Origin of the sequence: Ectothiorhodospira mobilis (assembly GCF_900114895.1) — a bacterium.
Lineage (GTDB): Bacteria > Pseudomonadota > Gammaproteobacteria > Ectothiorhodospirales > Ectothiorhodospiraceae > Ectothiorhodospira > Ectothiorhodospira mobilis_A.
Map to the genome: position 1 here is coordinate 143044 of NZ_FOUO01000007.1, position 24321 is coordinate 167364.

General features: G+C 64.1%; 35 protein-coding genes. All 35 read left to right on the forward strand.

Features of this window, described 5'->3' with window-relative positions; all coding sequences use genetic code 11:
- Nucleotides 1-73 precede the first annotated feature (73 nt).
- The 35 genes from rpoC (at nt 74) to BM214_RS07710 (ending at nt 24136) form a co-directional block, all read left to right on the forward strand.
- Nucleotides 74-4339 (forward strand): DNA-directed RNA polymerase subunit beta', encoded by a 4266-nt coding sequence (rpoC, locus tag BM214_RS07540; RefSeq protein ID WP_090485102.1) that lies wholly within the window; start codon nt 74-76, stop codon nt 4337-4339.
- 161 nt (nt 4340-4500) lie between these two features.
- Nucleotides 4501-4878: a 30S ribosomal protein S12 gene (rpsL, locus tag BM214_RS07545; RefSeq protein ID WP_090485104.1), complete on the forward strand. Its 378-nt coding sequence runs from the start codon at nt 4501-4503 to the stop codon at nt 4876-4878.
- A 20-nt stretch (nt 4879-4898) separates the two neighbouring features.
- Nucleotides 4899-5366, forward strand: coding sequence for a 30S ribosomal protein S7 (rpsG, locus tag BM214_RS07550; RefSeq protein WP_090485106.1), 468 nt, complete (start codon nt 4899-4901; stop codon nt 5364-5366).
- Nucleotides 5367-5407: 41 nt separating this feature from the next.
- Nucleotides 5408-7507, forward strand: coding sequence for an elongation factor G (gene fusA, locus BM214_RS07555; RefSeq protein WP_090485108.1), 2100 nt, complete (start codon nt 5408-5410; stop codon nt 7505-7507).
- A 55-nt stretch (nt 7508-7562) separates the two neighbouring features.
- On the forward strand, nt 7563-8753 hold the full coding sequence (tuf, locus tag BM214_RS07560) for an elongation factor Tu (protein ID WP_090485086.1): 1191 nt from the start codon (nt 7563-7565) through the stop codon (nt 8751-8753).
- A gap of 6 nt (nt 8754-8759) precedes the next feature.
- The gene (gene rpsJ, locus BM214_RS07565) at nt 8760-9074 is read left to right on the forward strand and encodes a 30S ribosomal protein S10 (RefSeq protein ID WP_090485110.1); all 315 of its coding nucleotides are present in this window, start codon (nt 8760-8762) and stop codon (nt 9072-9074) included.
- Between the two features lie 134 nt (nt 9075-9208).
- Nucleotides 9209-9853: a 50S ribosomal protein L3 gene (rplC, locus tag BM214_RS07570; RefSeq protein ID WP_090485112.1), complete on the forward strand. Its 645-nt coding sequence runs from the start codon at nt 9209-9211 to the stop codon at nt 9851-9853.
- Nucleotides 9854-9858: 5 nt separating this feature from the next.
- The gene (gene rplD, locus BM214_RS07575) at nt 9859-10464 is read left to right on the forward strand and encodes a 50S ribosomal protein L4 (protein WP_090485114.1); all 606 of its coding nucleotides are present in this window, start codon (nt 9859-9861) and stop codon (nt 10462-10464) included.
- Nucleotides 10461-10757 (forward strand): 50S ribosomal protein L23, encoded by a 297-nt coding sequence (rplW, locus tag BM214_RS07580; RefSeq protein WP_090485116.1) that lies wholly within the window; start codon nt 10461-10463, stop codon nt 10755-10757. The genes rplD and rplW overlap by 4 nt, the downstream gene beginning before the upstream one ends.
- Nucleotides 10758-10775: 18 nt before the next feature.
- A complete protein-coding gene (gene rplB / locus BM214_RS07585) occupies nt 10776-11600 on the forward strand; it encodes a 50S ribosomal protein L2 (protein ID WP_090485118.1) in 825 nt (274 codons plus the stop codon).
- 20 nt (nt 11601-11620) lie between these two features.
- Nucleotides 11621-11893, forward strand: a complete 273-nt coding sequence (gene rpsS / locus BM214_RS07590; protein ID WP_090485120.1) for a 30S ribosomal protein S19 — start codon at nt 11621-11623, stop codon at nt 11891-11893.
- Between the two features lie 10 nt (nt 11894-11903).
- Nucleotides 11904-12236 (forward strand): 50S ribosomal protein L22, encoded by a 333-nt coding sequence (gene rplV / locus BM214_RS07595; protein WP_090485122.1) that lies wholly within the window; start codon nt 11904-11906, stop codon nt 12234-12236.
- 14 nt (nt 12237-12250) lie between these two features.
- Nucleotides 12251-12937: a 30S ribosomal protein S3 gene (gene rpsC / locus BM214_RS07600; protein WP_090485124.1), complete on the forward strand. Its 687-nt coding sequence runs from the start codon at nt 12251-12253 to the stop codon at nt 12935-12937.
- A gap of 11 nt (nt 12938-12948) precedes the next feature.
- Nucleotides 12949-13362, forward strand: coding sequence for a 50S ribosomal protein L16 (gene rplP / locus BM214_RS07605; RefSeq protein WP_090485126.1), 414 nt, complete (start codon nt 12949-12951; stop codon nt 13360-13362).
- Nucleotides 13362-13559, forward strand: coding sequence for a 50S ribosomal protein L29 (rpmC, locus tag BM214_RS07610; protein WP_090485128.1), 198 nt, complete (start codon nt 13362-13364; stop codon nt 13557-13559). The genes rplP and rpmC overlap by 1 nt, the downstream gene beginning before the upstream one ends.
- Nucleotides 13560-13562: 3 nt before the next feature.
- Nucleotides 13563-13829, forward strand: coding sequence for a 30S ribosomal protein S17 (gene rpsQ / locus BM214_RS07615; RefSeq protein WP_090485130.1), 267 nt, complete (start codon nt 13563-13565; stop codon nt 13827-13829).
- A gap of 40 nt (nt 13830-13869) precedes the next feature.
- Entirely contained in the window at nt 13870-14238 is a 369-nt protein-coding gene (rplN, locus tag BM214_RS07620; RefSeq protein ID WP_090485132.1) for a 50S ribosomal protein L14, read from the forward strand.
- A gap of 22 nt (nt 14239-14260) precedes the next feature.
- The gene (gene rplX, locus BM214_RS07625; protein WP_090485134.1) at nt 14261-14581 is read left to right on the forward strand and encodes a 50S ribosomal protein L24; all 321 of its coding nucleotides are present in this window, start codon (nt 14261-14263) and stop codon (nt 14579-14581) included.
- Nucleotides 14582-14592: 11 nt separating this feature from the next.
- Nucleotides 14593-15132 carry a 50S ribosomal protein L5 gene (gene rplE / locus BM214_RS07630; RefSeq protein ID WP_090485136.1) on the forward strand — a complete coding sequence of 180 codons (540 nt, stop codon included), beginning with the start codon at nt 14593-14595 and terminating at the stop codon, nt 15130-15132.
- Between the two features lie 13 nt (nt 15133-15145).
- Nucleotides 15146-15451, forward strand: coding sequence for a 30S ribosomal protein S14 (gene rpsN, locus BM214_RS07635; RefSeq protein ID WP_090485137.1), 306 nt, complete (start codon nt 15146-15148; stop codon nt 15449-15451).
- 16 nt (nt 15452-15467) lie between these two features.
- A complete protein-coding gene (rpsH, locus tag BM214_RS07640) occupies nt 15468-15863 on the forward strand; it encodes a 30S ribosomal protein S8 (protein ID WP_090485139.1) in 396 nt (131 codons plus the stop codon).
- A 13-nt stretch (nt 15864-15876) separates the two neighbouring features.
- On the forward strand, nt 15877-16410 hold the full coding sequence (rplF, locus tag BM214_RS07645) for a 50S ribosomal protein L6 (protein WP_090485141.1): 534 nt from the start codon (nt 15877-15879) through the stop codon (nt 16408-16410).
- A gap of 15 nt (nt 16411-16425) precedes the next feature.
- A complete protein-coding gene (gene rplR / locus BM214_RS07650) occupies nt 16426-16779 on the forward strand; it encodes a 50S ribosomal protein L18 (protein WP_090485143.1) in 354 nt (117 codons plus the stop codon).
- Between the two features lie 13 nt (nt 16780-16792).
- Nucleotides 16793-17296, forward strand: a complete 504-nt coding sequence (gene rpsE / locus BM214_RS07655) for a 30S ribosomal protein S5 (RefSeq protein WP_090485145.1) — start codon at nt 16793-16795, stop codon at nt 17294-17296.
- 3 nt (nt 17297-17299) lie between these two features.
- A complete protein-coding gene (gene rpmD / locus BM214_RS07660; protein WP_090485147.1) occupies nt 17300-17488 on the forward strand; it encodes a 50S ribosomal protein L30 in 189 nt (62 codons plus the stop codon).
- Nucleotide 17489: 1 nt separating this feature from the next.
- Nucleotides 17490-17921: a 50S ribosomal protein L15 gene (gene rplO / locus BM214_RS07665; RefSeq protein WP_090485149.1), complete on the forward strand. Its 432-nt coding sequence runs from the start codon at nt 17490-17492 to the stop codon at nt 17919-17921.
- A gap of 27 nt (nt 17922-17948) precedes the next feature.
- The gene (gene secY / locus BM214_RS07670; RefSeq protein ID WP_090485151.1) at nt 17949-19277 is read left to right on the forward strand and encodes a preprotein translocase subunit SecY; all 1329 of its coding nucleotides are present in this window, start codon (nt 17949-17951) and stop codon (nt 19275-19277) included.
- 24 nt (nt 19278-19301) lie between these two features.
- On the forward strand, nt 19302-19415 hold the full coding sequence (gene rpmJ, locus BM214_RS07675; protein WP_090485153.1) for a 50S ribosomal protein L36: 114 nt from the start codon (nt 19302-19304) through the stop codon (nt 19413-19415).
- 67 nt (nt 19416-19482) lie between these two features.
- Nucleotides 19483-19839: a 30S ribosomal protein S13 gene (gene rpsM / locus BM214_RS07680; protein ID WP_090485155.1), complete on the forward strand. Its 357-nt coding sequence runs from the start codon at nt 19483-19485 to the stop codon at nt 19837-19839.
- 24 nt (nt 19840-19863) lie between these two features.
- On the forward strand, nt 19864-20253 hold the full coding sequence (rpsK, locus tag BM214_RS07685; RefSeq protein ID WP_090485157.1) for a 30S ribosomal protein S11: 390 nt from the start codon (nt 19864-19866) through the stop codon (nt 20251-20253).
- Nucleotides 20254-20270: 17 nt separating this feature from the next.
- The gene (gene rpsD, locus BM214_RS07690) at nt 20271-20891 is read left to right on the forward strand and encodes a 30S ribosomal protein S4 (protein WP_090485158.1); all 621 of its coding nucleotides are present in this window, start codon (nt 20271-20273) and stop codon (nt 20889-20891) included.
- Between the two features lie 19 nt (nt 20892-20910).
- A complete protein-coding gene (locus BM214_RS07695; protein WP_090485160.1) occupies nt 20911-21915 on the forward strand; it encodes a DNA-directed RNA polymerase subunit alpha in 1005 nt (334 codons plus the stop codon).
- A 40-nt stretch (nt 21916-21955) separates the two neighbouring features.
- A complete protein-coding gene (rplQ, locus tag BM214_RS07700) occupies nt 21956-22342 on the forward strand; it encodes a 50S ribosomal protein L17 (RefSeq protein ID WP_090485162.1) in 387 nt (128 codons plus the stop codon).
- A 125-nt stretch (nt 22343-22467) separates the two neighbouring features.
- Nucleotides 22468-23229 carry an SAM hydrolase/SAM-dependent halogenase family protein gene (locus BM214_RS07705; RefSeq protein ID WP_090485203.1) on the forward strand — a complete coding sequence of 254 codons (762 nt, stop codon included), beginning with the start codon at nt 22468-22470 and terminating at the stop codon, nt 23227-23229.
- A 1-nt stretch (nt 23230) separates the two neighbouring features.
- Nucleotides 23231-24136, forward strand: a complete 906-nt coding sequence (locus BM214_RS07710) for a prenyltransferase (protein ID WP_090485164.1) — start codon at nt 23231-23233, stop codon at nt 24134-24136.
- Nucleotides 24137-24321: the final 185 nt, after the last annotated feature.

The following is a 24321-nucleotide window of genomic DNA, read 5'->3' on the forward strand; positions in this document are numbered from 1 at the left end:
TCCCGCGGCGGGGCCCATGGACGCCCCGCCGCCCTCCGGGAAGCGCGTGCTCCAACTCTATCGAGGTGAATCGATGAAAGACCTTCTCAATCTCTTCAGACAGCAGGGCCAGGTGGAGGAATTCGACGCCATCCGCATCGCCCTGGCTTCGCCGGAGATGATCCGTTCCTGGTCCTACGGCGAGGTGAAGAAGCCGGAGACCATCAACTACCGCACCTTCAAGCCGGAGCGGGACGGGCTCTTCTGCGCCAAGATCTTCGGGCCCATCAAGGACTACGAATGCCTGTGCGGCAAGTACAAGCGCCTCAAGCACCGCGGCGTGGTGTGCGAGAAGTGCGGCGTGGAGGTGACCCAGACCAAGGTGCGCCGTGAGCGCATGGGGCATATCGAGCTGGCCAGCCCCGTGGCCCACATCTGGTTCCTCAAGAGCCTGCCCTCGCGCATCGGCCTGCTCATGGACATGACCCTGCGGGACATCGAGCGCATCCTCTATTTCGAGGCCTTCGTGGTCATCGACCCGGGCATGACCACCCTGGAACGCGGCCAGCTCATGAGCGACGAGCAGTACCTGGAGGCCATCGAGGAGCACGGGGACGAGTTCGATGCCCGCATGGGTGCCGAGGCGGTGTACGAGCTGCTGCGTTCCATCGACCTGCAGGCCGAGGCCAGCCGGCTGCGCACCGAGGTGCGCGAGACCAACTCGGACACCAAGGTGAAGCGTCTGGCCAAGCGCCTCAAGATCATCGAATCCTTCCTGGATTCGGGCAACAAGCCCGAGTGGATGATCCTGGAGGTGCTGCCGGTGCTGCCGCCGGACCTGCGCCCCCTGGTGCCCCTGGACGGCGGCCGTTTCGCCACCTCCGACCTGAACGATCTCTACCGCCGGGTGATCAACCGTAACAACCGCCTCAAGCGGCTGCTGGAGCTCAACGCCCCGGACATCATCGTGCGCAACGAGAAGCGCATGCTGCAGGAGTCCGTGGACGCCCTGCTGGACAACGGCCGCCGCGGCCGCGCCATCACCGGCACCAACAAGCGCCCCCTCAAGTCCCTGGCGGACATGATCAAGGGCAAGCAGGGGCGCTTCCGCCAGAACCTGCTGGGCAAGCGCGTGGACTACTCCGGCCGTTCCGTGATCGTGGTGGGGCCCACCCTGCGCCTGCACCAGTGCGGCCTGCCCAAGAAGATGGCCCTGGAGCTGTTCAAGCCCTTCATCTTCGGCAAGCTCCATCGCCGCGGCCTGGCCACCACCATCAAGGCGGCCAAGAAGCTGGTGGAACGGGAAGGGCCCGAGGTCTGGGACATCCTGGACGAGGTCATCCGGGAGCACCCGGTGATGCTCAACCGGGCCCCCACGCTGCACCGCCTGGGGATCCAGGCCTTCGAGCCGGTGCTCATCGAGGGCAAGGCCATCCAGCTCCACCCCCTGGTCTGCGCCGCGTTCAACGCGGACTTCGACGGCGACCAGATGGCGGTGCACGTGCCCCTGTCCCTGGAGGCGCAGCTGGAGGCGCGGGCATTGATGATGTCCACCAACAACGTCCTCTCCCCGGCCAATGGCGACCCCATCATCGTGCCCTCCCAGGACATCGTGCTGGGGCTGTACTACATGTCCCGCGAGCGGGTGAACGTGAAGGGGGAGGGCATGCGTTTCGCCGACGTGGACGAGGTGCACCGGGCCTATGAGAACGGTGTGGCCGAACTCCACGCCCGGGTGCAGGTGCGCATCCGCGAGGTGACCTTCGATGAGTCCGGCGAGCGTGTGGAGACCTTCAAGCGCTACGACACCACCGTGGGCCGATCCCTGCTGTCGCGCATCCTGCCCGACGGCCTGCCCTTCGAGGTGGTCAACCGGGACCTGAACAAGAAGGCCATCTCCGGCCTCATCAACACCTGCTACCGCCGCGTGGGTCTGAAGGAGACGGTGGTCTTCGCCGACCAGCTCATGTACACCGGTTTCCGCTATTCCACCCGCGGCGGCATCTCCTTCGGCATCAACGACATGGTCATCCCCGAGGAGAAGACGGGCATCCTCGCCTCCGCCGAGGCGCAGGTGAAGGACATCGAGGACCAGTACGCCTCGGGTCTGGTGACCAAGGGGGAACGCTACAACAAGGTGGTGGACATCTGGTCCCATACCAACGACCAGATCTCCAAGGCCATGATGGAGAAGCTGGGTACGGATGAGCTGGTGGATGCCGAGGGCAACACCGTGCGCCAGCCCTCGTTCAACTCCATCTTCATGATGGCCGACTCCGGGGCCCGTGGTTCCGCCGCCCAGATGCGCCAGCTGGCGGGGATGCGCGGCCTCATGGCCAAGCCGGACGGCTCCATCATCGAGACCCCCATCACGGCGAACTTCCGTGAGGGCCTGAACGTGCTGCAGTACTTCATTTCCACCCATGGCGCCCGTAAGGGTCTGGCGGACACGGCGCTCAAGACCGCCAATTCCGGCTACCTGACCCGTCGCCTGGTGGACGTGGCCCAGGACCTGGTGGTCACCGAGGAGGATTGCGGTACGGAAGAGGGCATCGTCATGAAGCCCATCATCGAGGGGGGGGACGTGGTGGAGCCCCTGCGCGAGCGGGTCCTCGGGCGGGTCACCGCCAAGGACGTGCTGGCCCTCAACGGCGACGTCATCATGCCCAAGGGCACCTTGCTGGACGAGGCCAAGGTGGACGCCATGGAGGCGGCCGGCGTGGACGAGGTGGTGGTGCGTTCTGCCATCACCTGCCAGACCCGCCACGGCATCTGCGCCAAGTGCTATGGCCGTGATCTGGCCCGTGGCCACGAGGTGAACATCGGCGAGGCGGTGGGGGTCATCGCGGCCCAGTCCATCGGCGAACCGGGCACGCAGCTGACCATGCGCACCTTCCACATCGGCGGCGCCGCCAGCCGGACCGCGGCCGCCAGCAACATCACCGTCAAGGCCGAGGGCACCATCCGTCTGCACAACATCAAGACGGTGAAGAACAAGCAGGACAACCTGGTGGCGGTGTCCCGTTCCGGTGAGATCGGCGTCATCGACGAGGCCGGGCGTGAACGCGAGCGCTACAAGCTGCCCTACGGTGCCGTCATCCTGGTCGAGGACGGGAATCGCGTCGAGGCCGGCCAGGAAGTGGCCACCTGGGACCCCCACACCCACCCCATCATCACCGAGGTGGCGGGGACCATCCGTCTGCACGACTTCATCGAGGGGGTCACGGTCACCAAGCAGGTGGACGAGGTCACCGGCCTCAGTTCCACGGTGGTGATCGATCCCAAGTCCCGGGGGTCCGCCGGCAAGGACCTGCGCCCCATGGTGAAGCTGGTGGATGGCCAGGGCCGCGACCTGTGCCTGGCCGGTACGGACATCCCGGCCCAGTACATCCTGCCCGCCAACTCCATCGTGAACCTGGAGGACGGCTCCACGGTGGAGGTGGGGGACGTGGTCGCCCGCATCCCCCAGGAGTCGTCCAAGACCCGCGACATCACCGGCGGTCTGCCGCGGGTGGCGGACCTGTTCGAGGCGAGAAAGCCCAAAGAGCCCGCCATCCTGGCGGAGCGCTCCGGCACGGTGAGCTTCGGCAAGGACACCAAGGGCAAGCAGCGCCTGGTCATCACCGACGAGAAGACGGGGGAGAGCCACGAGGAGCTGATCCCCAAATGGCGCCAGGTGAGCGTGTTCGAGGGCGAGCACGTGGAGAAGGGGGAGGTGATCGCCGAGGGCGAGCCCAATCCCCACGACATCCTGCGCCTGCTGGGGATCACCGCCCTGGCGGAGTACATGGTGCAGGAGATCCAGGACGTCTACCGCCTGCAGGGCGTGAAGATCAACGACAAGCACATCGAGGTGATCATCCGCCAGATGCTGCGCAAGGTGGATATCCAGCACCCGGGGGAAGGCCGTTTCCTCACCGGCGAGCAGGTGGACCGCTCCCGGGTCCTGGAGGAGATCGAACGCCTGGGCGCGGAGAAGCAGCCGCCCCTCTACGAGCGGGTGCTGCTGGGGATCACCAAGGCCTCCCTGGTGACCGAATCCTTCATCTCCGCGGCCTCCTTCCAGGAGACCACCCGCGTGCTCACCGAATCCGCGGTCCGCGGCGCACGGGACGACCTGCGGGGTCTGAAGGAGAACGTCATCGTCGGCCGGCTGATCCCCGCCGGCACCGGACTGGCCTATCACAAGGAGCGGCGCCGCCGGCGCCACGGCCAAGGCCTTACCCTGGAGATGCCGGAACCGGCCCAGGCCGAACCCGAATCCGACACCCTGCCGCAGGGGGATGGGGAGAGCATTACCCCGCCGCCGGCTCAGGACGAGGGTCCGGCGCCGCAGGCCACGGGCGACGGCGATAATTGAGCACGGCGCAGGCCGGAAAAAGGCCCGCCCACCGTGATCTCCCCGGGGGCAGCCGCGGGGCGTGACTTGACACGCCCCGCGGCTCTGCCTAACATAACGCACCCTCGACAGGTCGGTAGGGTCCGGCCTGTCGTTGTTTTTGGGCTAGGAGAAAAGCTTTCATGGCAACAATCAACCAGTTAGTGCGCAAGCCACGCAAGCGGCCGAGTGAAAAGAGTAGTGTGCCGGCACTGGAAGCCTGCCCGCAGAAGCGTGGGGTTTGCACCCGTGTGTACACCACGACGCCAAAGAAGCCGAACTCGGCCCTGCGTAAGGTGGCGCGTGTGCGCCTGACCAACGGTTACGAAGTCTCCAGCTACATCGGTGGGGAAGGGCATAACCTTCAGGAACACTCGGTGGTGCTCATCCGTGGCGGTCGTGTCAAGGACCTCCCGGGTGTGCGCTATCATACGGTTCGCGGCAGCCTGGATACCCAGGGTGTGCAGAACCGCAAGCAGGCGCGCTCCAAGTACGGCGCCAAGCGCCCCAAGAAGGCCTAAGGGCTCGTTGAGATAGGACCATGTCGAGAAGATCCGAAGCTCCCAAGCGTACGATCCTGCCGGATCCCAAGTACAAGAGCGAGATGCTCGCCAAGTTCATCAATACCGTGATGCGCGACGGCAAGAAGTCCGTGGCCGAACGGGTCATCTACGGTGCCCTCGACCAGATCGAATCCAAGAAGGGGGACGGTCTGGGTGTGCTCGAGCAGGCGCTGGAGAACGTGCGTCCCCGTGTGGAGGTGAAGTCCCGCCGTGTCGGTGGCGCCACCTACCAGGTGCCGGTGGAGGTGCGCTCCGTGCGCCAGAACGCCCTGGCCATGCGCTGGCTGGTGGACGCCTCCCGCAAGCGGGGGGAGAAGTCCATGGCCCTGAAGCTGGCGGGCGAGCTCATGGACGCCGCCGACAGCAAGGGCTCTGCCGTGAAGAAGCGCGAAGACACCCACCGCATGGCGGAAGCCAACAAGGCCTTCTCCCATTACCGCTGGTGATTGGGCCCAAAAGGCAATCGATTCTCTGAGGTATCTTTAAAGTGGCACGCAAAACACCCATCGAGCGCTACCGTAACATCGGGATCATGGCGCACATCGACGCCGGCAAGACCACCACCACGGAGCGGATCCTGTTCTACACCGGTGTGTCCCACAAGCTCGGTGAGGTGCACGACGGCGCCGCGACCATGGACTGGATGGAGCAGGAACAGGAGCGCGGCATCACCATCACCTCCGCTGCCACCACCTGCTTCTGGCCGGGGATGGAAAAGCAGTTCCCCGAATACCGCATCAATATCATCGACACCCCCGGGCACGTGGACTTCACCATCGAGGTGGAGCGCAGCCTGAGGGTCCTGGACGGCGCCTGCGCCGTCTTCTGTGCCGTGGGCGGTGTGGAGCCCCAGTCCGAGACCGTGTGGCGCCAGGCCAACAAGTACCAGGTGCCGCGCATGGCCTTCGTCAACAAGATGGACCGGGCCGGTGCCAACTTCCTGCGCGTGGTGGAGCAGATCAAGACCCGGCTGGCGGCCAATCCGGTGCCGTTGCAGCTGCCCATCGGCGCCGAGGACCAGTTCGAAGGGGTGGTGGACCTCATCAAGATGAAGGCCATCTATTGGGATGCGGACAATTTCGGTATGACCTTCCAGGAGAAGGACATCCCCGCCGAGATGCAGGCCGACTGTGAGCAGTGGCGTGAGCATCTGGTGGAGGCCGCCGCCGAGGCCTCGGAAGAGCTCATGGAGAAATACCTGGACAGCGGTGAGCTGACCACCGAGGAGATCAAGCAGGGCCTGCGCATGCGCACCCTGAACAACGAGATCGTCCCGGCCCTGTGCGGCTCCGCCTTCAAGAATAAGGGCGTGCAGGCCATGCTGGATGCCGTGGTGGAATACATGCCGTCGCCGACGGATGTGCTGGCCATCAAGGGCAATCTGGACGATGCCAACGAGACGGAGGCCCTGCGTCACTCCTCCGATGATGAGCCCTTCGCCGCCCTGGCTTTCAAGATCGCCACGGACCCGTTCGTGGGTACCCTGACCTTCTTCCGCGTCTACTCCGGCGTGGTAAAGTCCGGTGACACCGTGTTCAATCCGATCAAGGGCAAGCGTGAACGCGTCGGTCGCATCGTGCAGATGCACTCCAACTCCCGTGAGGAGATCAAGGAGGTGCGCGCCGGTGACATCGCCGCCGCCGTGGGTCTGAAGGATGTCACCACCGGGGACACCCTGTGCGATCCCAGCAACGTGATCACCCTGGAGCGCATGGAGTTCCCGGATCCGGTGATCTCCGTGGCCGTGGAGCCCAAGACCAAGACCGACCAGGAAAAGATGGGCGTGGCCCTGGGCAAGCTGGCCCAGGAAGACCCCTCCTTCCAGGTGCGCACCGACGAGGAGTCCGGGCAGACCATCATCTCCGGGATGGGGGAGCTGCACCTGGATATCATCGTCGACCGTCTCAAGCGCGAGTTCAAGGTGGAGGCCAATGTGGGTCAGCCCCAGGTGGCGTACCGTGAGACCGTGCGCAAGTCGGTGGAACAGGAAGGCAAGTTCGTGCGCCAGTCCGGTGGCCGGGGTCAGTACGGCCACGTCTGGCTGCGTATCGAGCCCCTGGAGCCAGGCTCCGGCTATGAGTTCGTCAACGCCATCGTTGGCGGTGTGGTGCCCCGGGAATACATCCCGGCCGTGGATAAGGGGATCCAGGAGGCGGCCCAGAACGGGGTCATCGCCGGCTTCCCTGTGGTGGACTTCAAGGTCACCCTGTTCGACGGGTCTTACCACGATGTGGACTCCTCCGAAACCGCCTTCAAGATCGCCGGCTCCATGGCCTTCAAGGAGGGCGCGCCCAAGGCAGGCGCGGTCCTGCTGGAGCCCATCATGAAGGTGGAGGTGGTGACCCCCGAGGAGTACATGGGGGATGTCATGGGTGACCTGAACCGTCGCCGCGGTCTGGTGCAGGGCATGGACGATGCCCCCGCAGGCAAGGTGGTCCGGGCCGAGGTGCCGCTGGCAGAGATGTTCGGATACTCCACCGACCTGCGCTCGGCCACCCAGGGCCGCGCCGTGTACTCCATGGAGTTTTGCAAGTACGCGGAGGCGCCGTCCAGCGTGGCGGAAGCGATCATCAAGAAGGCGTCCTGATCGGGGCCGCTTTCCCGGCTCCAGAAGCATTGAACGAGATTGAAGGGGTAGCAAGGTGTCGAAGGAAAAATTCGAGCGTAAGAAGCCGCACGTGAACGTAGGCACGATTGGTCACGTGGACCATGGCAAGACCACGCTGACGGCGGCGCTGACGGTGTGTCAGGCGAAGAGATACGGTGGTGAATCCCGGGCCTACGACCAGATCGACAACGCCCCGGAAGAGCGTGCCCGCGGGATCACCATTGCCACGGCGCACGTGGAATATGAATCGGACAACCGTCACTACGCCCACGTGGACTGCCCCGGACACGCGGACTACGTGAAGAACATGATCACGGGTGCGGCGCAGATGGACGGCGCCATCCTGGTGGTGTCCGCGGCCGACGGCCCGATGCCGCAGACGCGGGAACACATCCTGCTGGCGCGCCAGGTGGGTGTGCCCAGCATCGTGGTGTTCCTGAACAAGGCGGACATGGTGGACGATCCGGAGCTGCTGGAGCTGGTGGAGATGGAGGTCCGCGACCTGCTGTCCAGCTACGACTTCCCCGGGGACGACACCCCGATTGTGACCGGTTCGGCGCTGAAGGCCCTGGAAGGGGACACCTCCGAGATCGGAGTGCCGGCCATCGAGAAGCTGATTGACGCCCTGGACAGCTACATCCCCGAGCCGGAGCGTGCGGTGGATGGCGCCTTCCTGATGCCGGTGGAGGACGTGTTCTCCATCTCCGGACGCGGCACGGTGGTGACCGGCCGCGTGGAGCGCGGCATCGTCAAGGTGGGCGACGAAGTGGAGATTGTGGGCATCACGGACACCAAGAAGACCACGGTGACCGGTGTGGAGATGTTCCGCAAGCTGCTGGATCAGGGCCAGGCCGGGGACAACGTGGGTGTGCTGCTGCGTGGCACGAAGCGGGACGAGGTGGAGCGAGGTCAGGTGCTGTGCAAGCCCGGCTCCATCACGCCGCACACCAAGTTCGAGGCGGAGGTGTACGTGCTGTCGAAGGACGAAGGGGGTCGTCACACCCCGTTCTTCAACGGCTACCGTCCGCAGTTCTACTTCCGTACGACGGACGTGACCGGATCGGTGGATCTTCCGGAAGGGGTGGAGATGGTGATGCCGGGTGACAACGTGAAGATGACGGTGTCCCTGATCGCCCCCATCGCGATGGAAGACGGTCTGCGCTTCGCCATCCGCGAAGGTGGCCGCACCGTCGGCGCCGGCGTCGTCTCCAAGATCATCGAGTAAGCGCCCATGCCTGCCAACCAGAGAATCCGAATCCGCCTGAAGGCGTTCGACCACCGGCTCATCGACCGCTCCGCCCTGGAGATCGTGGAGACCGCCAAACGCACGGGGGCCCGGGTGAAGGGCCCCATCCCCCTGCCCACCAAGCAGGAGCGGTTCACCGTGCTCATCTCGCCCCACGTCAACAAGGACGCGCGGGATCAGTACGAGATCCGCACCCACAAGCGCCTCATGGATATCATGGATCCCACGGACAAGACCGTGGACGCCCTGATGAAGCTGGATCTGGCCGCGGGCGTGGATGTGCAAATAAAGCTTAACTAAGCCGTCTTCCTGTGGCATAATTGTGGGCTTTCCATGGCCCGGTACAGGGTTGACTTGTACCGGGCCGTGATTTTCAGAACGAGAGAATAATCCTTCGATGCTCCGGGGTCCGGGGTGGAAGCAGAGGTAGTGTCATGGCAATCGGACTGGTCGGTCGCAAGGTGGGCATGACCCGTGTCTTCACAGAAGACGGGGTGTCCCTGCCGGTATCAGTGATTGAAGTGGAGCCGAACCGGGTTACCCAGGTGAAGACTCCGGAGCGCGACGGCTACCGTGGTCTGCAGGTGGCCTTCGGTACCCGTAAGGCGAGCCGCGTCAACCGGCCCATGGCCGGTCACCTGGCCAAGGCCGGCGTGGAGCCGGGCCGGGGCATGTGGGAGTTCCGGCTGGACGGGGAGGAAGGTGCGGATATCGACGCCGGCGCGCAACTGGATGTGAGCCTGTTTGCCGTGGGTCAGCGGGTGGATGTCACCGGCACCAGCAAGGGCAAGGGGTTTCAGGGTGTGGTCAAGCGTCACAACTTCAGCACCCAGGACGCCACCCACGGCAACTCCCTGTCCCACCGTGCCCCCGGTTCCATCGGTCAGAACCAGACCCCGGGGCGCGTGCTCAAGGGTAAGAAGATGGCCGGCCAGATGGGCAATGAGCGCTGCACCACTCAGAACCTGGAGGTGGTTCGGGTGGATGCCGAGCGCAACCTGCTCCTGATCCGTGGCGCGGTCCCGGGTTCCACCGGGGGTGACGTGGTGGTGCGTCCCTCAGTCAAGGCGAAAGGTTGAGTCTCATGAAGCTCCAGGTTCAAGACACGCAGCAGGAGGTCGAGGTCTCCGAGGGCACCTTCGCCCGGGACTTCAACGAGGCGCTGGTGCACCAGGCAGTGGTGGCCCACATGGCCGCCGGCCGGGCCGGCACCTCCGCGCAGAAGGGACGCAGCGATGTCCGTGGCGGCGGGGCCAAGCCCTGGCGTCAGAAGGGCACCGGGCGCGCCCGTGCCGGTACCATCCGCAGCCCGCTGTGGCGTGGGGGTGGTAAGACCTTTGCTGCGACCACCCGAAGCTATCGGCAGAAGCTGAACAAGAAGATGTACCGGGCTGCCATGGCCAGCATCCTTTCGGAGCTGGTGCGTCAGGAGCGCCTGGTGCTGGTGGATGATTTTCGTGTGGCCGAGCCGCGCACCAAGGCGATGACCGCCAAGCTGGCGGAATTGGGCCTGGATCGGGTGACCATCGTGACCGCTGAGGCCGATGCCAATCTCTATCTCTCGGCCCGCAATCTCCCCGGAGTGGATGTCCTGGAGATCACGGAGATCAACCCGGTGGCCCTGGTGGGCGCGGAGCGGGTGCTGATGACGGTGCCTGCGCTGAAGCATATTGAAGGGTGGTTGTCATGAACGAGGAAAGACTGCTGAAGGTGCTCAAAGGGCCCCATGTCTCCGAAAAGGCGACCCTGCTCGGGGATGCGGCCAACCAGCATGTGTTCAGGGTGGCCACCGATGCGACCCGGGACGAGGTGCGCGCCGCAGTGGAGAAGCTCTTCGAGGTGAAGGTGGCCTCCGTGCGTGTCCTCAATCAAAAGGGCAAAAGCAAGCGCATGGGCCGCTTCCAGGGGCGCCGCAACCACTGGAGAAAGGCCTACGTGACCCTTGAACCGGGTTACGACATCGAACTGGCCGGCAACGAGTAACCGGAAAGGTAACGCGAAATGGCGATCGTCAAATCGAAACCCACTTCCGCGGGCCGCCGCTTTGTGGTCCGGGGTGTGAACCCCGACCTGCACAAGGGCGAGCCCTACGGTCCGCTGCTGGCCAAGAAGAACCGCACCGGGGGTCGGAACAATCAGGGGCGCATCACCACCCGTCACGTGGGTGGGGGTCATAAGCAGCGCTACCGCGTCGTGGACTTCAAGCGCAACAAGGACGATATCCCAGGGCGTGTGGAGCGCCTGGAGTATGATCCTAACCGCAGCGCCCACCTGGCGCTGGTGCTCTACCGGGATGGTGAGCGCCGCTACATCATCGCCCCCAAGGGGGTAAAGGCCGGCGCCGAGGTCCTTTCTGGGCAGCATGCCCCGATCCGTCCGGGCAACGCCCTGCCGCTGCGCAACATCCCGGTGGGTACCGTGGTCCATTGCGTGGAGCTGAAGGCAGGCAAGGGGGCGCAGATGGCCCGCAGTGCCGGCGCCTCGGTGCAGCTGGTGGCCCGTGAAGGTCAATATGCCACCTTGCGCCTGCGCTCCGGCGAGATGCGTAAGGTGCACGCGGACTGCCGTGCCACGGTGGGCGAGGTGAGCAACTCCGAGCACAGCCTGCGAAAATACGGCAAGGCAGGGGCGCGGCGCTGGCTGGGGATCCGGCCGACGGTGCGCGGCACGGCCATGAACCCGGTGGACCACCCCCATGGGGGCGGTGAGGGCCGCAACTTTGGCCAGCACCCGGTGACGCCGTGGGGTATCCCCACCAAGGGATACAAGACCCGCAAGAACAAGCGGACGGACAGCATGATTGTGCGCCGTCGGAAAGCGAAGTAACTGTTTGAGGGGATAGGTCAGTGCCGCGTTCGCTTAAAAAAGGTCCTTTTGTCGATCATCACCTGTACAAGAAGGTCGAGCAGGCGGCCGCCAATAACGATCGGCGCCCCATCAAGACCTGGTCGCGCCGGTCCATGGTGATCCCGCAGATGGTGGGTCTGACCATCGCGGTGCACAACGGGCGGCAGCACGTGCCCGTGCTGGTGAATGAAAACATGGTGGGCCACAAGCTCGGCGAGTTCGCGGTGACGCGGACCTTCAAGGGCCACGTGGCCGACAAGAAGGCAAGGTAAGGGGTCGATCATGGAAACCGTCGCAAAACTGCGGTTCGCACGGGTGTCGCCACAGAAATGCCGCCTGGTGGCGGATCAGGTGCGGGGTCTCCCGGTGGAGCGCGCCCTGCAGGTGCTGACGTTCAGCCCGAAGAAGTCCGCGCACATGGTGCGGAAGGTCCTGGAATCGGCCATCGCCAACGCCGAACACAATGACGGCGCCGACGTGGACGAGCTGCGGGTATCGCGCATCTGTGTGGATCAGGGGCCGGTGCTCAAGCGCATCGAGGCCCGGGCCAAGGGCCGCGCGAACCGCATCCACAAACGTACAAGCCACATTACCGTCGCCGTCAGCGCCGAGTAACACAGGGGTCTGAGATGGGTCAGAAAGTCAATCCGGTCGGCTTCCGTCTGGGGGTGTCCGCAGACTGGACATCCACCTGGTATGCCGATGGTGGCAGTTATGCCGACAACCTGCACAGCGATCTTGAACTTCGCCAGTTCCTGAAGCGTAAGCTCTCCCAGGCCTCGGTGAGTCGCATCGAGATCGCACGGCCGGCACGCCAGGCCTTCATCACCATCCACACGGCGCGTCCCGGGATCGTCATCGGTAAGAAAGGCGAGGACATCGAGGCGCTGCGCCGTGAAGTGGCGGGTCGTCTCGGCCTGCCGGCCCCCAGTGTGAAGATCAACATCGAGGAGATCCGCAAGCCGGAGACCGATGCGCAGCTGGTGGCCGAGAGCATCGCCCAGCAGCTGGAACGCCGCATCATGTTCCGCCGCGCCATGAAGCGGGCCGTGGGTAATGCCATGCGACTGGGTGCCCAGGGGGTGAAGGTGCACGTCTCCGGCCGCCTGAACGGCGCCGAGATCGCCCGCAGCGAATGGTACCGCGAGGGGCGTGTGCCCCTGCACACCCTGCGCGCCGACATCGATTACGGGTTTGCCGAGGCCCGCACCACCTACGGCATCATCGGTGTGAAGGTGTGGGTGTTCAAGGGTGAGGTGTTCGACTTCGAGCGCAAGACCGATGTCCCGCAGGACGGCAAGGCCGCGGTGAATTGAGGAGTTGAATGATGCTGCAGCCCAAGAAGACCAAATTCCGAAAGCAGTCCAAGGGGCGGAACCGTGGCCTGGCCCAGTCCGGCAACAAGGTGAGCTTCGGTGAATACGCCCTGCAGTCCGTGGATCGCGGCCGGGTCACCGCCCGCCAGATCGAGGCCGCCCGTCGTGCCATGAACCGGCACATCAAGCGCGGGGGTAAGATCTGGATCCGGATCTTCCCGGACGTACCTGTAACCAAGAAGCCCGTGGAAGTACGTATGGGTAAGGGCAAGGGGAACGTGGAGTACTGGGTGTGCAAGATCCAGCCCGGTCGCGTCCTCTATGAGATGGAAGGCGTGAGCGAGGAGGTGGCCCGTGAGGCCTTCCGCCTGGCGGCCGCGAAGCTGCCCATCAAGACCGCATTTGTGACCCGGCAGGTGATGTGATGAAGGCGAGCGAACTGCGCGACCGGAATTCCGAGGAACTGAAGGCGGAGCTGTTGGAGCTCTACCGGGAACAGTTCAAGATGCGCATGCAGAACGGCACGGGCCAGATGCCGCGCCCCGACCGGTTCGGCAAGGTCCGCAAGGACATTGCGCGTATCAAGACCGTGCTCAACGAGCGTTCAAGGGCGGGCGAGTAAGTCATGAGCGAACAAGAAGTGAAAGAACAGCGGGCGGTGACGGGTCATGTCATCAGCGACAAGATGGAAAAGACGCGTACGGTGCTGATCGAGCGCCGTGTGCGCCATCCGCTCTATGGCAAGTACATGCGCCGCTCCACCAAGCTGCACGTGCACGACGAGGGCAACGAGTCCCGCAAGGGCGACAAGGTCCTGATCAAGGAATGCCGCCCCATGTCCCGCACGAAGACCTTCCGCCTGCTGAAGGTCCTTGAGCGCGCGCCTGAATGAGATCCGGCCAGGCCACCACTGACACGAGTGAGATCAGATCATGATTCAGATGCAGACGGTTTTGGATGCGGCGGACAACAGCGGGGCGCGCAAGGTCCAGTGCATCAAGGTGCTTGGCGGATCGCACCGTCGCTACGCGGCCATCGGGGATATCGTCAAGGTGAGCGTCAAGGACGCCATCCCCCGGGGTAAGGTGAAGAAGGGCGAGGTCTATAACGCCGTGGTCGTGCGCACCGCCAAGGGGGTCCGGCGCCCCGACGGCTCGGTGATCCGTTTCGATCGCAATGCGGCCGTTCTGCTCAACAATCAGCTGCAGCCCATTGGGACGCGTATCTTCGGACCCGTTACGCGCGAACTGCGCGGCGAGAAGTTCATGAAGATCATTTCCCTGGCGCCGGAAGTGCTGTAACGCGAGAGGCTGAGGTAGAGACATGCGCAGAATACGACAGGGTGATGACGTCGTCGTCATCACCGGCAAGGATAAGGGCCGCCGCGGAACCGTGCTGAAGGTGGTGGACGCCGAGCGGGTGGTGGTGCAGAACGTCAACATGGTGAAGAAGCACCAAAAGGGCAACCCCTACACCGGCGTGGAGGGCGGCATCATCGAGAAGGAGATGCCCCTGCACGTGTCCAACGTGATGCTGTTCAATCCCGCCAGTGGCAAGGGAGATCGCGTCGGATTCCGCACGTTGGAGGACGGCCGCAAGGTGCGCTACTACAAGTCCAACAACGAAGTCGTCGACGCGTCTTGAGGTGAATTGCGATGGCCAGGTTGAAAGCACACTACGAAGACACCGTCGTCAAGCAGCTCATGGAGCGCTTCGGCTACAAGAACGTGATGGAAGTCCCCCGCATCACCAAGATCACCCTGAACATGGGGCTGGGTGAGGCGGTCGTCGACAAGAAGAAGATCGAGCACGCCGTCTCCGATATGGCCACCATCGCCGGTCAGAGACCTGTGGTGACCCGTGCGCGTAAATCCATCGCCGGCTTCAAGATCCGGGACGGCTATCCCATCGGGTGCAAGGTCACCCTGCGCCGGGAACGGATGTTCGAATTCCTGGATCGGCTGGTGAACGTGGCCCTGCCCCGGGTGCGGGATTTCCGCGGCCTGAACGCCAAGGCCTTTGATGGTCGCGGCAACTACAACATGGGCATCCGCGAGCAGATCATCTTCCCGGAAGTGGATTACGACAAGATCGACGCGCTGCGTGGGATGGACATCACCATCACCACCACGGCCAAGACCGATGAGGAAGGGCGGGCGCTCCTGGAGGCCTTCCAATTCCCGTTCAAGCACTGAGAGGTTCGAGAGCATGGCCAAGATTTCCATGATGGAGCGTGAAAAGAAGCGCGCGCAGCTGGTGAAGCGGTATGCCGCCAAGCGCGCCGAGCTCAAGGCGCTCATCAGTAACCCGGAGACTTCCCCCGAGGCGCGGATGGAGGCGGTGGTGCAGTTGCAGAAGCTGCCGCGGGATTCCAGCCCGGCGCGCAAGCGCAACCGTTGCCGGCTGACGGGGCGTCCCCACGGGTACTACCGGAAATTCGGCCTGGCTCGCAACAAGCTGCGCGAAGCGGCCATGCGGGGCGACGTGCCCGGTCTGGTCAAGTCGAGCTGGTAAGAGGGAAAGACCTGATATGAGCATGACCGATCCCGTGGCAGACCTGCTGACCCGCATCCGCAACGGCCAGCGCGCTGCCAAGAATGAAGTGAGCCTGCCCGCCTCCAAGCTGAAGGTGGCCATCGCCCAAGTCCTCAAGGAAGAGGGCTACGTCAGCGATGTGAGGGTCGAGGAGCAGGACAAGAAACCCGTCATGACGGTGAAGCTGAAGTACTTCCAGGGTCAGCCCGTGATCGAAAAGATCCAGCGTGTGAGCCGGCCCGGCCTGCGCATCTACCGGGGTAAGGATGAACTCCCCCGGGTGATCGGCGGCCTGGGCGTTGCCGTGGTGTCCACCTCCCGCGGGGTGATGACCGACCGCCAGGCGCGAGCCCAGGGCCAGGGCGGTGAAGTGCTCTGCGTCGTCTCCTAATCGGATTGAAGCCATGTCCCGAGTAGCGAAAAACCCCATCACACTGCCCAGCGGTGTCGATGTGTCGATCAGCGATAAAATGATCTCCGTGAAGGGGCCCAAGGGGAACATGCAGTTCCCCATGCATCCCCTGGTCGAGGTGGCGCAGGAAGAGGGCGTCGTCCGATTCCGCCCCGCAGGCGGCAACGAGAAGCACTATGCCATCACCGGGACGCTGCGCGCCCTGGTGAATAACATGGTAGTGGGCGTGAGCCGCGGCTTTGAGCGCAAGCTGGAGCTGGTGGGCGTGGGATATCGTGCCCAGGCCCAGGGCAACAAGCTGAACCTCACCCTCGGACTGTCCCACCCCGTGGAGTATCCGGTGCCCGAGGGCATCACCGTGGAGACACCGAGCCAGACCGAGATCGTCGTCAAGGGGATCGACAAGCAGAAGGTCGGCCAGGTGGCGGCAGAGATCAGGGGCTTCCGCCCCCCCGAACCCTACAAGGGCAAGGGTGTGCGGTATGCGGATGAACAGATCATCCGTAAGGAAGCCAAGAAGAAATAAGGCAAGGTGACCGCGATGGACAAAAAGACAGCACGACTCCGGCGCGCCAGCCGTGCCCGCCACAAGATCCGCGAACTGGGGAGCCACCGCCTGTGTGTGCATCGCACGCCTCGGCATGTGTATGCCCAGATCATCGCCCCCTCGGGTTCCGAGGTGGTGGCCTGCGCCTCCACCCTCGAGACCTCCGTACGGGAAGGTCTGAAGTCCACGGGCAATGTGGAGGCGGCCACCACCGTGGGCCGTCTCATCGCCGAACGGGCCGCCGAAAAGGGGATCCGCAAGGTGGCCTTCGACCGTTCGGGGTTCAGGTATCACGGCCGCGTGAAGGCGCTGGCCGAGGCCGCCCGCGAAGGCGGTCTGGAATTTTGACGGGGGTGATGCAATGGCAACGGTGAACTCGAACGACAACGACGGTCTGCAAGAAAAGCTGATCTCCGTCAATCGCGTGGCCAAGGTGGTGAAGGGCGGCCGTCAATTCCGCTTCACCGCCCTGACGGTGGTTGGGGATGGCAACGGTAAGGTGGGCTTTGGCTATGGCAAGGCCCGTGAGGTGCCCCTGGCCATCCAGAAGGCCATGGAGGCCGCGCGCAAGAACATGCGTAGGATCTCCCTGAAAGACGGCACGCTGTACTATTCCACCACCGCGCGCCACGGGGCCGCCAAGGTCTTCATGCAGCCCGCCTCCGAGGGTACGGGTATCATCGCCGGTGGTGCCATGCGCGCCGTCTTCGAGGTGGCCGGTGTGCGCAACGTGCTGGCCAAATGCGTCGGATCACGCAATGCCGGCAACGTGGTGCGGGCGACCCTGAACGGGTTGACCTCCCTGCATGACCCGGAACAGATCGCCGCCAAGCGCGGCAAGAAACTGGATGAGATCACGGGGTAAGTCATGGCGGGCGAGAACGAATTGAAGGTGACCCTGGTGCGCAGCAAGCACGGCCGGCTGAAGAAGCATGCGGCCTGCCTGCGCGGTCTTGGCATCCGCCGGATCCACCAGACGGTGACGGTCAAAGACACGCCGGAGAACCGGGGCATGATCAACCGGGTCTCCTATCTCCTGAAGGTCGAGGAGGCTTGAGATGAGACTCAACGAACTGAGCCCGGGTGAGGGCAGTCGTCCCACCGCACGTCGTGTGGGCCGGGGCATCGGCTCCGGTCTGGGCAAGACCTGCGGCCGTGGCCATAAGGGTCAGAAGTCCCGTTCCGGTGGCTACACCAAGGTGGGTTTTGAAGGGGGCCAGATGCCCCTGCAGCGCCGCCTGCCCAAGAGCGGCTTCACATCCCGCAGCCGGGACTGGTGCGCCGAGGTGCGCCTGCACGAGCTGGCCGGACTGGAGGGTGCTGTGGACCTGGCGGCCTTGAAGGAGGCCGGCATCGTCCCGGTTCAGGCCAAGCGGGCCAAGGTGATCGCCTCCGGTGTACTGGAGCAGGCGGTGAACCTTCGCGGGATTTCGGTGACCAAGGGGGCCCGCGCCGCCATTGAGGCGGCCGGCGGGAAGGTCGAGGAATAAGTGGCTGCATCCAATCGCGCAGGGGGCATGTCCTTGGGGGGCGTGGGGAAGTTCACCGAACTTCGCCAGCGCCTCCTGTTCGTGCTCATGGCCCTGGTGGTCTATCGCATCGGGACCTTCATCCCGGTGCCGGGCATCGACCCCCAGGCCCTGGAACAGTTCTACCAGGCCCAGTCGGGCACCATCCTGGACATGTTCAACATGTTCTCCGGTGGTGCCCTGGAGCGCCTGTCCATGTTCGCCCTGGGGGTCATGCCCTATATCTCGGCCTCCATCGTCATGCAGCTCCTGGCGGCCACCGTACCGGCCCTGCAGCAGATCAAGAAGGAAGGGGAGTCCGGCCGCCGTAAGATCACCCAGTGGACACGCTATGGCACGGTGGCCCTCGCCTTCTTCCAGAGCATCGGCATCGCCGTGGCCCTGAACCAGCAGACCATGGGCGGGGATACCGTGGCCCTCTATCCGGGCCTCGGCTTCATCTTCACCACCGTGGTCACCCTGGTGACGGGGACGGTCTTCCTCATGTGGCTGGGGGAGCAGGTCACCGAGCGGGGCATCGGCAATGGCATCTCCATCATCATCTTCGCCGGCATCGTGGCTGGGTTGCCGGGCGCCTTTGCGGGTACCCTGGAACTGGCCAGCACCGGTGAGCTGTCCCCGGCCTTTGTCATCCTGCTCATGGCCATGGGTTTGGCCGTGGTGGGGCTGGTGGTGTTCGTGGAGCGGGGCCAGCGGCGCATTACGGTGAACTACGCCAAGCGTCAGGTGGGTCGGAAGATCTACGGGGGCCAGAGCAGTCATCTGCCGCTGAAATTGAACATGGCCGGGGTGATCCCCCCCATCTTCGCCTCCAGCATCATCCTGTTCCCGGCGACCCTGGGGACCTGGTTTGGTCAGGCCGAAGGGGTGGGCTGGCTTCAGGACTTGGCCACGGCCCTGGGGCCGGGGCAGCCGCTGTATGTGATGATGTATGGCGCGGCCATCATCTTCTTCTGCTTCTTCTATACCGCCCTGGTGTTCAACGCCCGGGAGACGGCTGAAAACCTGAAGAAGTCCGGGGCCTTCATCCCCGGGATCCGCCCCGGTCAGCAGACCGAGCGTTACATCGATGGGGTGATGACCCGTCTGACGGGGGTCGGCGCCATCTACATCGCCGGGGTCTGCCTGATGCCCGAATTCCTGATCCTGTACTGGAATGTGCCGTTCTACTTCGGCGGTGCCTCCCTGCTGATCATGGTGATCGTGGTGATGGATTTCATGGCTCAACTGCAGGCGCACCTGGTCTCCCATCAGTACGAGGGCCTGATGCGCAAGGCCAATCTCAAGGGATATGGCAAGTCGGGCACGCCGCGCTGAGCCGTTCAACCTGAGGATAGAGACATGAAAGTACGTGCGTCCGTGAAGAAAATCTGCCGTCACTGCAAGATCATCCGCCGCAACGGCGTGGTGCGCGTGATCTGCTCCGACCCGCGGCACAAGCAGCGCCAGGGTTGAGCATTGATTTGACGGTGTTCAATGGTTAAAATAGCCGGCTTTTCCGCCGGTTCTTGGAGATAGCTGGATGGCTCGTGTAGCAGGTGTCAACATTCCCGACCATAAGCATGCGGTCATCGCCTTGCAGGCGATCTACGGCATCGGTCACACCCGTTCGCAGAAGATCTGCGACGCGGCCGGGATCCGGCCGGAGCAGAAGGTCCGCGACCTGACCGAGGAAGAGGTGGAGAAGCTGCGCGCCGAGGTGGGGCGGTACACGGTGGAGGGGGATCTTCGCCGGGAGACGTCCATGAACATCAAGCGCCTGATGGACCTGGGCTGCTACCGGGGTCTGCGGCACCGTCGCGGCCTCCCGCTTCGTGGCCAGCGCACCCGCACGAATGCGCGCACCCGCAAGGGGCCGCGTCGACCCATCCGCAAGTAATATCGAGATCGACAGGACATACCTATGGCACAGGCCTCCACGCGGACCCGTAAGAAGGTCAAAAAGTCCGTATCCGACGGGGTGGCGCATGTCTATGCGTCGTTTAACAACACCATCGTGACCATCACCGACCGCCAGGGGAATACACTGAGTTGGGCGACGGCGGGAGGCTCCGGTTTCCGTGGTTCCCGCAAGAGCACCCCGTTTGCGGCCCAGGTGGCCGCCGAGCGGGCCGGCACGGCCGCGCAGGAATACGGGCTGAAGAATCTCGAGGTGCTGGTGAAGGGTCCGGGTCCCGGACGCGAATCGGCGGTGCGCGCCTTGAATAACGTGGGCTACAAGATCACGAACATCAGTGATGTGACGCCCATCCCGCACAACGGCTGCCGCCCGCCCAAGAAGCGCCGCGTCTAAGACTGGAGGATCTTCTTATGGCACGCTACATCGGTCCGAAGTGCAAGCTCAGCCGCCGCGAAGGTGCGGATCTTTCCCTGAAGAGCCGCGCCCGCGCCCTGGATTCCAAGTGCAAGCTGGACAAGGCCCCTGGTCAGCACGGCGATCGCCGCACCCGGCTTTCGGATTATGGCCTGCAGCTGCGGGAAAAGCAGAAGCTGCGTCGCATCTACGGGGTCCTGGAGAAGCAGTTCCGCAACTACTACAAGGAAGCCAGCCGGCTGAAGGGGTCCACCGGCGACAACCTGCTCAAGCTGCTGGAATGCCGCCTCGACAACGTGGTCTACCGCATGGGCTTTGCCACTACTCGCGCTGAAGCGCGTCAGCTGGTGAGTCACAAGGCGGTGCTGGTGAACGGTCGCACGGTCAATATCCCTTCCTACCAGGTGAAGGCCACCGATGTGGTCTCCATCCGCGAAAAGGCCCGCAAGCAGGTGCGCATCCAGGATGCCCTGGCCCTGGCCGAGCAGTATGGTTTTCCGGAATGGGTGGAAGTGGACAGCAAGAAGATGGAAGGGGTATTCAAGAGTGTCCCCGAGCGCAGCGATCTGCCGGCGGACATCAATGAGTCCCTGGTGGTCGAGCTCTACTCCAAGTAACCCGTAACAGAGGTCGTTCATGCAGACCAAGGTCAACGAACTCCTGAAGCCTCGTCACATCGAGGTGCAGACGGTCTCCGACAAGCTGTCGAAGATCGTCCTGGAGCCGCTGGAGCGGGGCTTCGGCCATACCCTCGGCAACGCGCTGCGGCGCATCCTGCTGTCCTCGATCCCGGGGGCGGCGGTGCTGGAAGTGGAGATCGAGGGTGTGCTCCATGAGTACACCACCCTGGAAGGGGTGCAGGAGGACGTGGTCGACGTGCTCTTGAACCTCAAGGGCGTGGCCATCCGTATGCATAGCCGGGATGAGGCCACCCTGACCCTGCGCAAGCGCGGTCCCGGTGTGGTCATGGCAGGGGACATCACCCTGGATCATGATGTGGAAGTGGTGAATCCCGAGCATGAGATCGCCCATCTCACCAAGAGCGGCGAGCTCAACATGACCTTGAAGGTGGGTCGCGGCCGGGGGTATCAGCCGGTTACGGCACGCCGCTCCGCGGAGAGCGAGGATTCCCCCATCGGGCGCCTGCTCCTGGATGCCAGCTTCAGCCCCATCCGCCGGGTGGCCTATAAGGTGGAGAGCGCCCGTGTGGAGCAGCGCACCGACATGGACCGGCTGATCATCGAGCTGGAGACCAACGGCACCCTGAGCCCGGATGATGCCATCCGCGAGGCGGCGGGGATCCTGCAAAGCCAGCTCATGGCCTTCGTGGAGTTGCGTGGCGACGAAACGGTTGCCCAGGAAAGCAAGTCGATGGACATCGATCCCATCCTGCTGCGTCCGGTAGACGATCTGGAGCTGACCGTGCGTTCGGCCAACTGCCTGAAGGCGGAAAACATCTACTACATCGGTGATCTCATCCAGAAGACCGAGGTGGAGCTGCTCAAGACCCCGAACCTCGGCAAGAAGTCCCTCACGGAGATCAAGGACGTGTTGGCCTCCCATGGCCTTTCCATGGGGATGCGCCTGGAGAATTGGCCGCCGCCGGGTCTGAAAGATCACGAGAAAAAGAGCACCGGCTGAAACGCCGGAGCCCAGCATCTGACTGAAGGATAGAAAAGCCATGCGTCACCGCAAGTCGGGTAGGCAACTCAACCGCAACAGCTCGCACCGTAAGGCGACCATGCAGGCGCTGACCCTGGCCCTGCTGCGTCATGAGGTGATCCGTACCACCGTACCCAAGGCCAAGGAGCTGAGACGGGTGGCCGAGCCCCTGATCACCCTGGCCAAGAAGGACAGCGTGCATACCCGCCGCTTGGCCTTCTCCCGCCTGCGGGATGATGCCGTGGTGGGTAAGCTGTTCACCGAACTGGGGCCGCGTTACCAGCAGCGTCCCGGTGGTTATCTGCGTATCCTCAAGTGCGGCTACCGCAAGGGCGACAACGCCCCCATGGCCTATGTGGAACTGGTGGATCGACCCGATCCGGCCGAGGTAGGGGAGACCGCCTGAGGTCGTGGGCGGGCGCGGTCCGATGGGGCTGCTTCCGCACAACTCGAGGGCAGGACAGGAAGCCGGCGCAAGCCGGCTTCTTGCGTTACAGCATCCCGCTGGCCTACTGAGGCTGGGAGATGGCCATGATCGTGACCTTCACGGATTTCGGATGGGAGGGGCCTTACATCGGGCAGATGGAGGCCGTGCTGCGCATGCGGGCGCCGCAAGTGCCGGTGGTCCACCTGCAAAGGGATGCACCGACCTGGAACCCCCGGGCGGCAGCCTATCTCCTGAGCCATCTGGTGGAGCCTTTCCCGGCAGGGACGGTATTCCTCTGCGTGGTGGATCCCGGCGTGGGCACGGCGCGACGCCCCATCATCCTGCAGACCCCAAAGGCATGGTGGGTGGGGCCGGATAACGGGCTCATGATCCCTGCGGCCCGGGACCAGGGGCTGTTGGGTGCCTGGACGATCCCATATCCAGAGCTGGAACCCTCCGTGAGTTTCCACGGCCGGGATCTCTTTGCCCCAACTGCTGCCAGCCTGGCCCAGGGGGAGAGTCCGTCGGGGGAGGGTATCCCCTTGGACACCTTGGTGGGGGTGGACTGGCCGCGGGCGCTCCGGGAGGTCATCTACGTGGATGCCTACGGCAATCTGGTCACCGGCATCCCCGGGGCCGAGATGCCGTCCTCGGCCCGAATCCGCCTGCATGGGCACACCCTATCCCATGCCCGGGTATTCGGCGCGGCCCGGCCGGGAGAGCCTTTCTGGTACGTAAATTCCATGGGGCTGGTGGAGGTGGCGATCCGCTGTGATCGCGCAGCATCCCGGCTGCATGCGGGTATCGGTGCCGGTGTGGTCGTAGAGGGCCTGCCCGGGGGTGATGCAGACGATAAGGGGGCATGACATGAAACCCAGAAGTGCATACCGGTTCATACGGGCGACTCGTCCCTTCACCTTCAGCGTGGCCATCGCCGCCTGTGGTCTGGGGACCATACTGGCCCTTCGTGATGGCTACGGCAGTCCCTGGTTGGCCCTGCTCATCGTCGCCACCGGCATCCTCCTGCAGGCCGCTGTGAACCTGATCAACGATCATGCCGATCTGCCCATGCTGGAGCAGGAGCGCGCCGCGGCGGATCCCGGACATCGGGTCCAGGTGGAGGCGGTCATGGGGGCCATCCGTCGCAATTTCCGCATCGGGGTACTGTTCCTGGCCATCGCCTTTCTCATCGGCCTCGGGCTCGTATGGGTCCAGGGCTGGCTGTTGCTGTTCTTCGTCGTCGTGGGGTTGCTGGGGGCGTATTACTACTCCGCCGAACCCATCCACTACAAACGGCGGGGACTGGGGGTGGTCCTGGTCTTCTGGCTGATGGGGGTGCTGCTGGTGGGGGGCTCTGCCCTGGCCATGGGGGCCCCACTGACCCTGGAGATCCTGCTGATCAGCGTGCCCTTCAGCCTGCTCACCTCCCTGGTGCTTCTGGGGAATGAGATCCGGGATCAGGAGGCAGATCGCAGGAACGGCCTGCGCACCCTCACGGTGCGCATCGGGCCCCGCCGGGCACGTCAGCTCTTTTTCATGATGTTGCTGGCCATCTATCTTTCCAGCCTGCTGTTGTGGTGGGGTGGGCTGGTGCCGTATTTCTGGCCCCAGCTCCTGTCCCTCTTCCTGGCGTGGCCAGCGGCCCGGGCGGTGTGGCGGGAGGATGGGGATCGCCGCTGGCTGCCCCAGCAAACGGGCCGATTGTTTGCGGTCTTCGCCCTGCTGTTCATGTTGGAATACCTGGTGGATGGCTGGCTGGGGGGGTATTTCTAGGGGCGGCTGTGTCACTGCTTCTGGGGGCAGGGGCATCACTGGCTCTGCACCCCAGGCGAATCGCCCGCAACTAACTGTCTGTAGGCGACATTTCAAAAAACTGTCAAAAAAGAGTTGTAGGGGTATTGACGGTTATTCTGGATGGCCTATAATGCGCGCTCTCCAACGGCGAGGCGGTGAAGAGC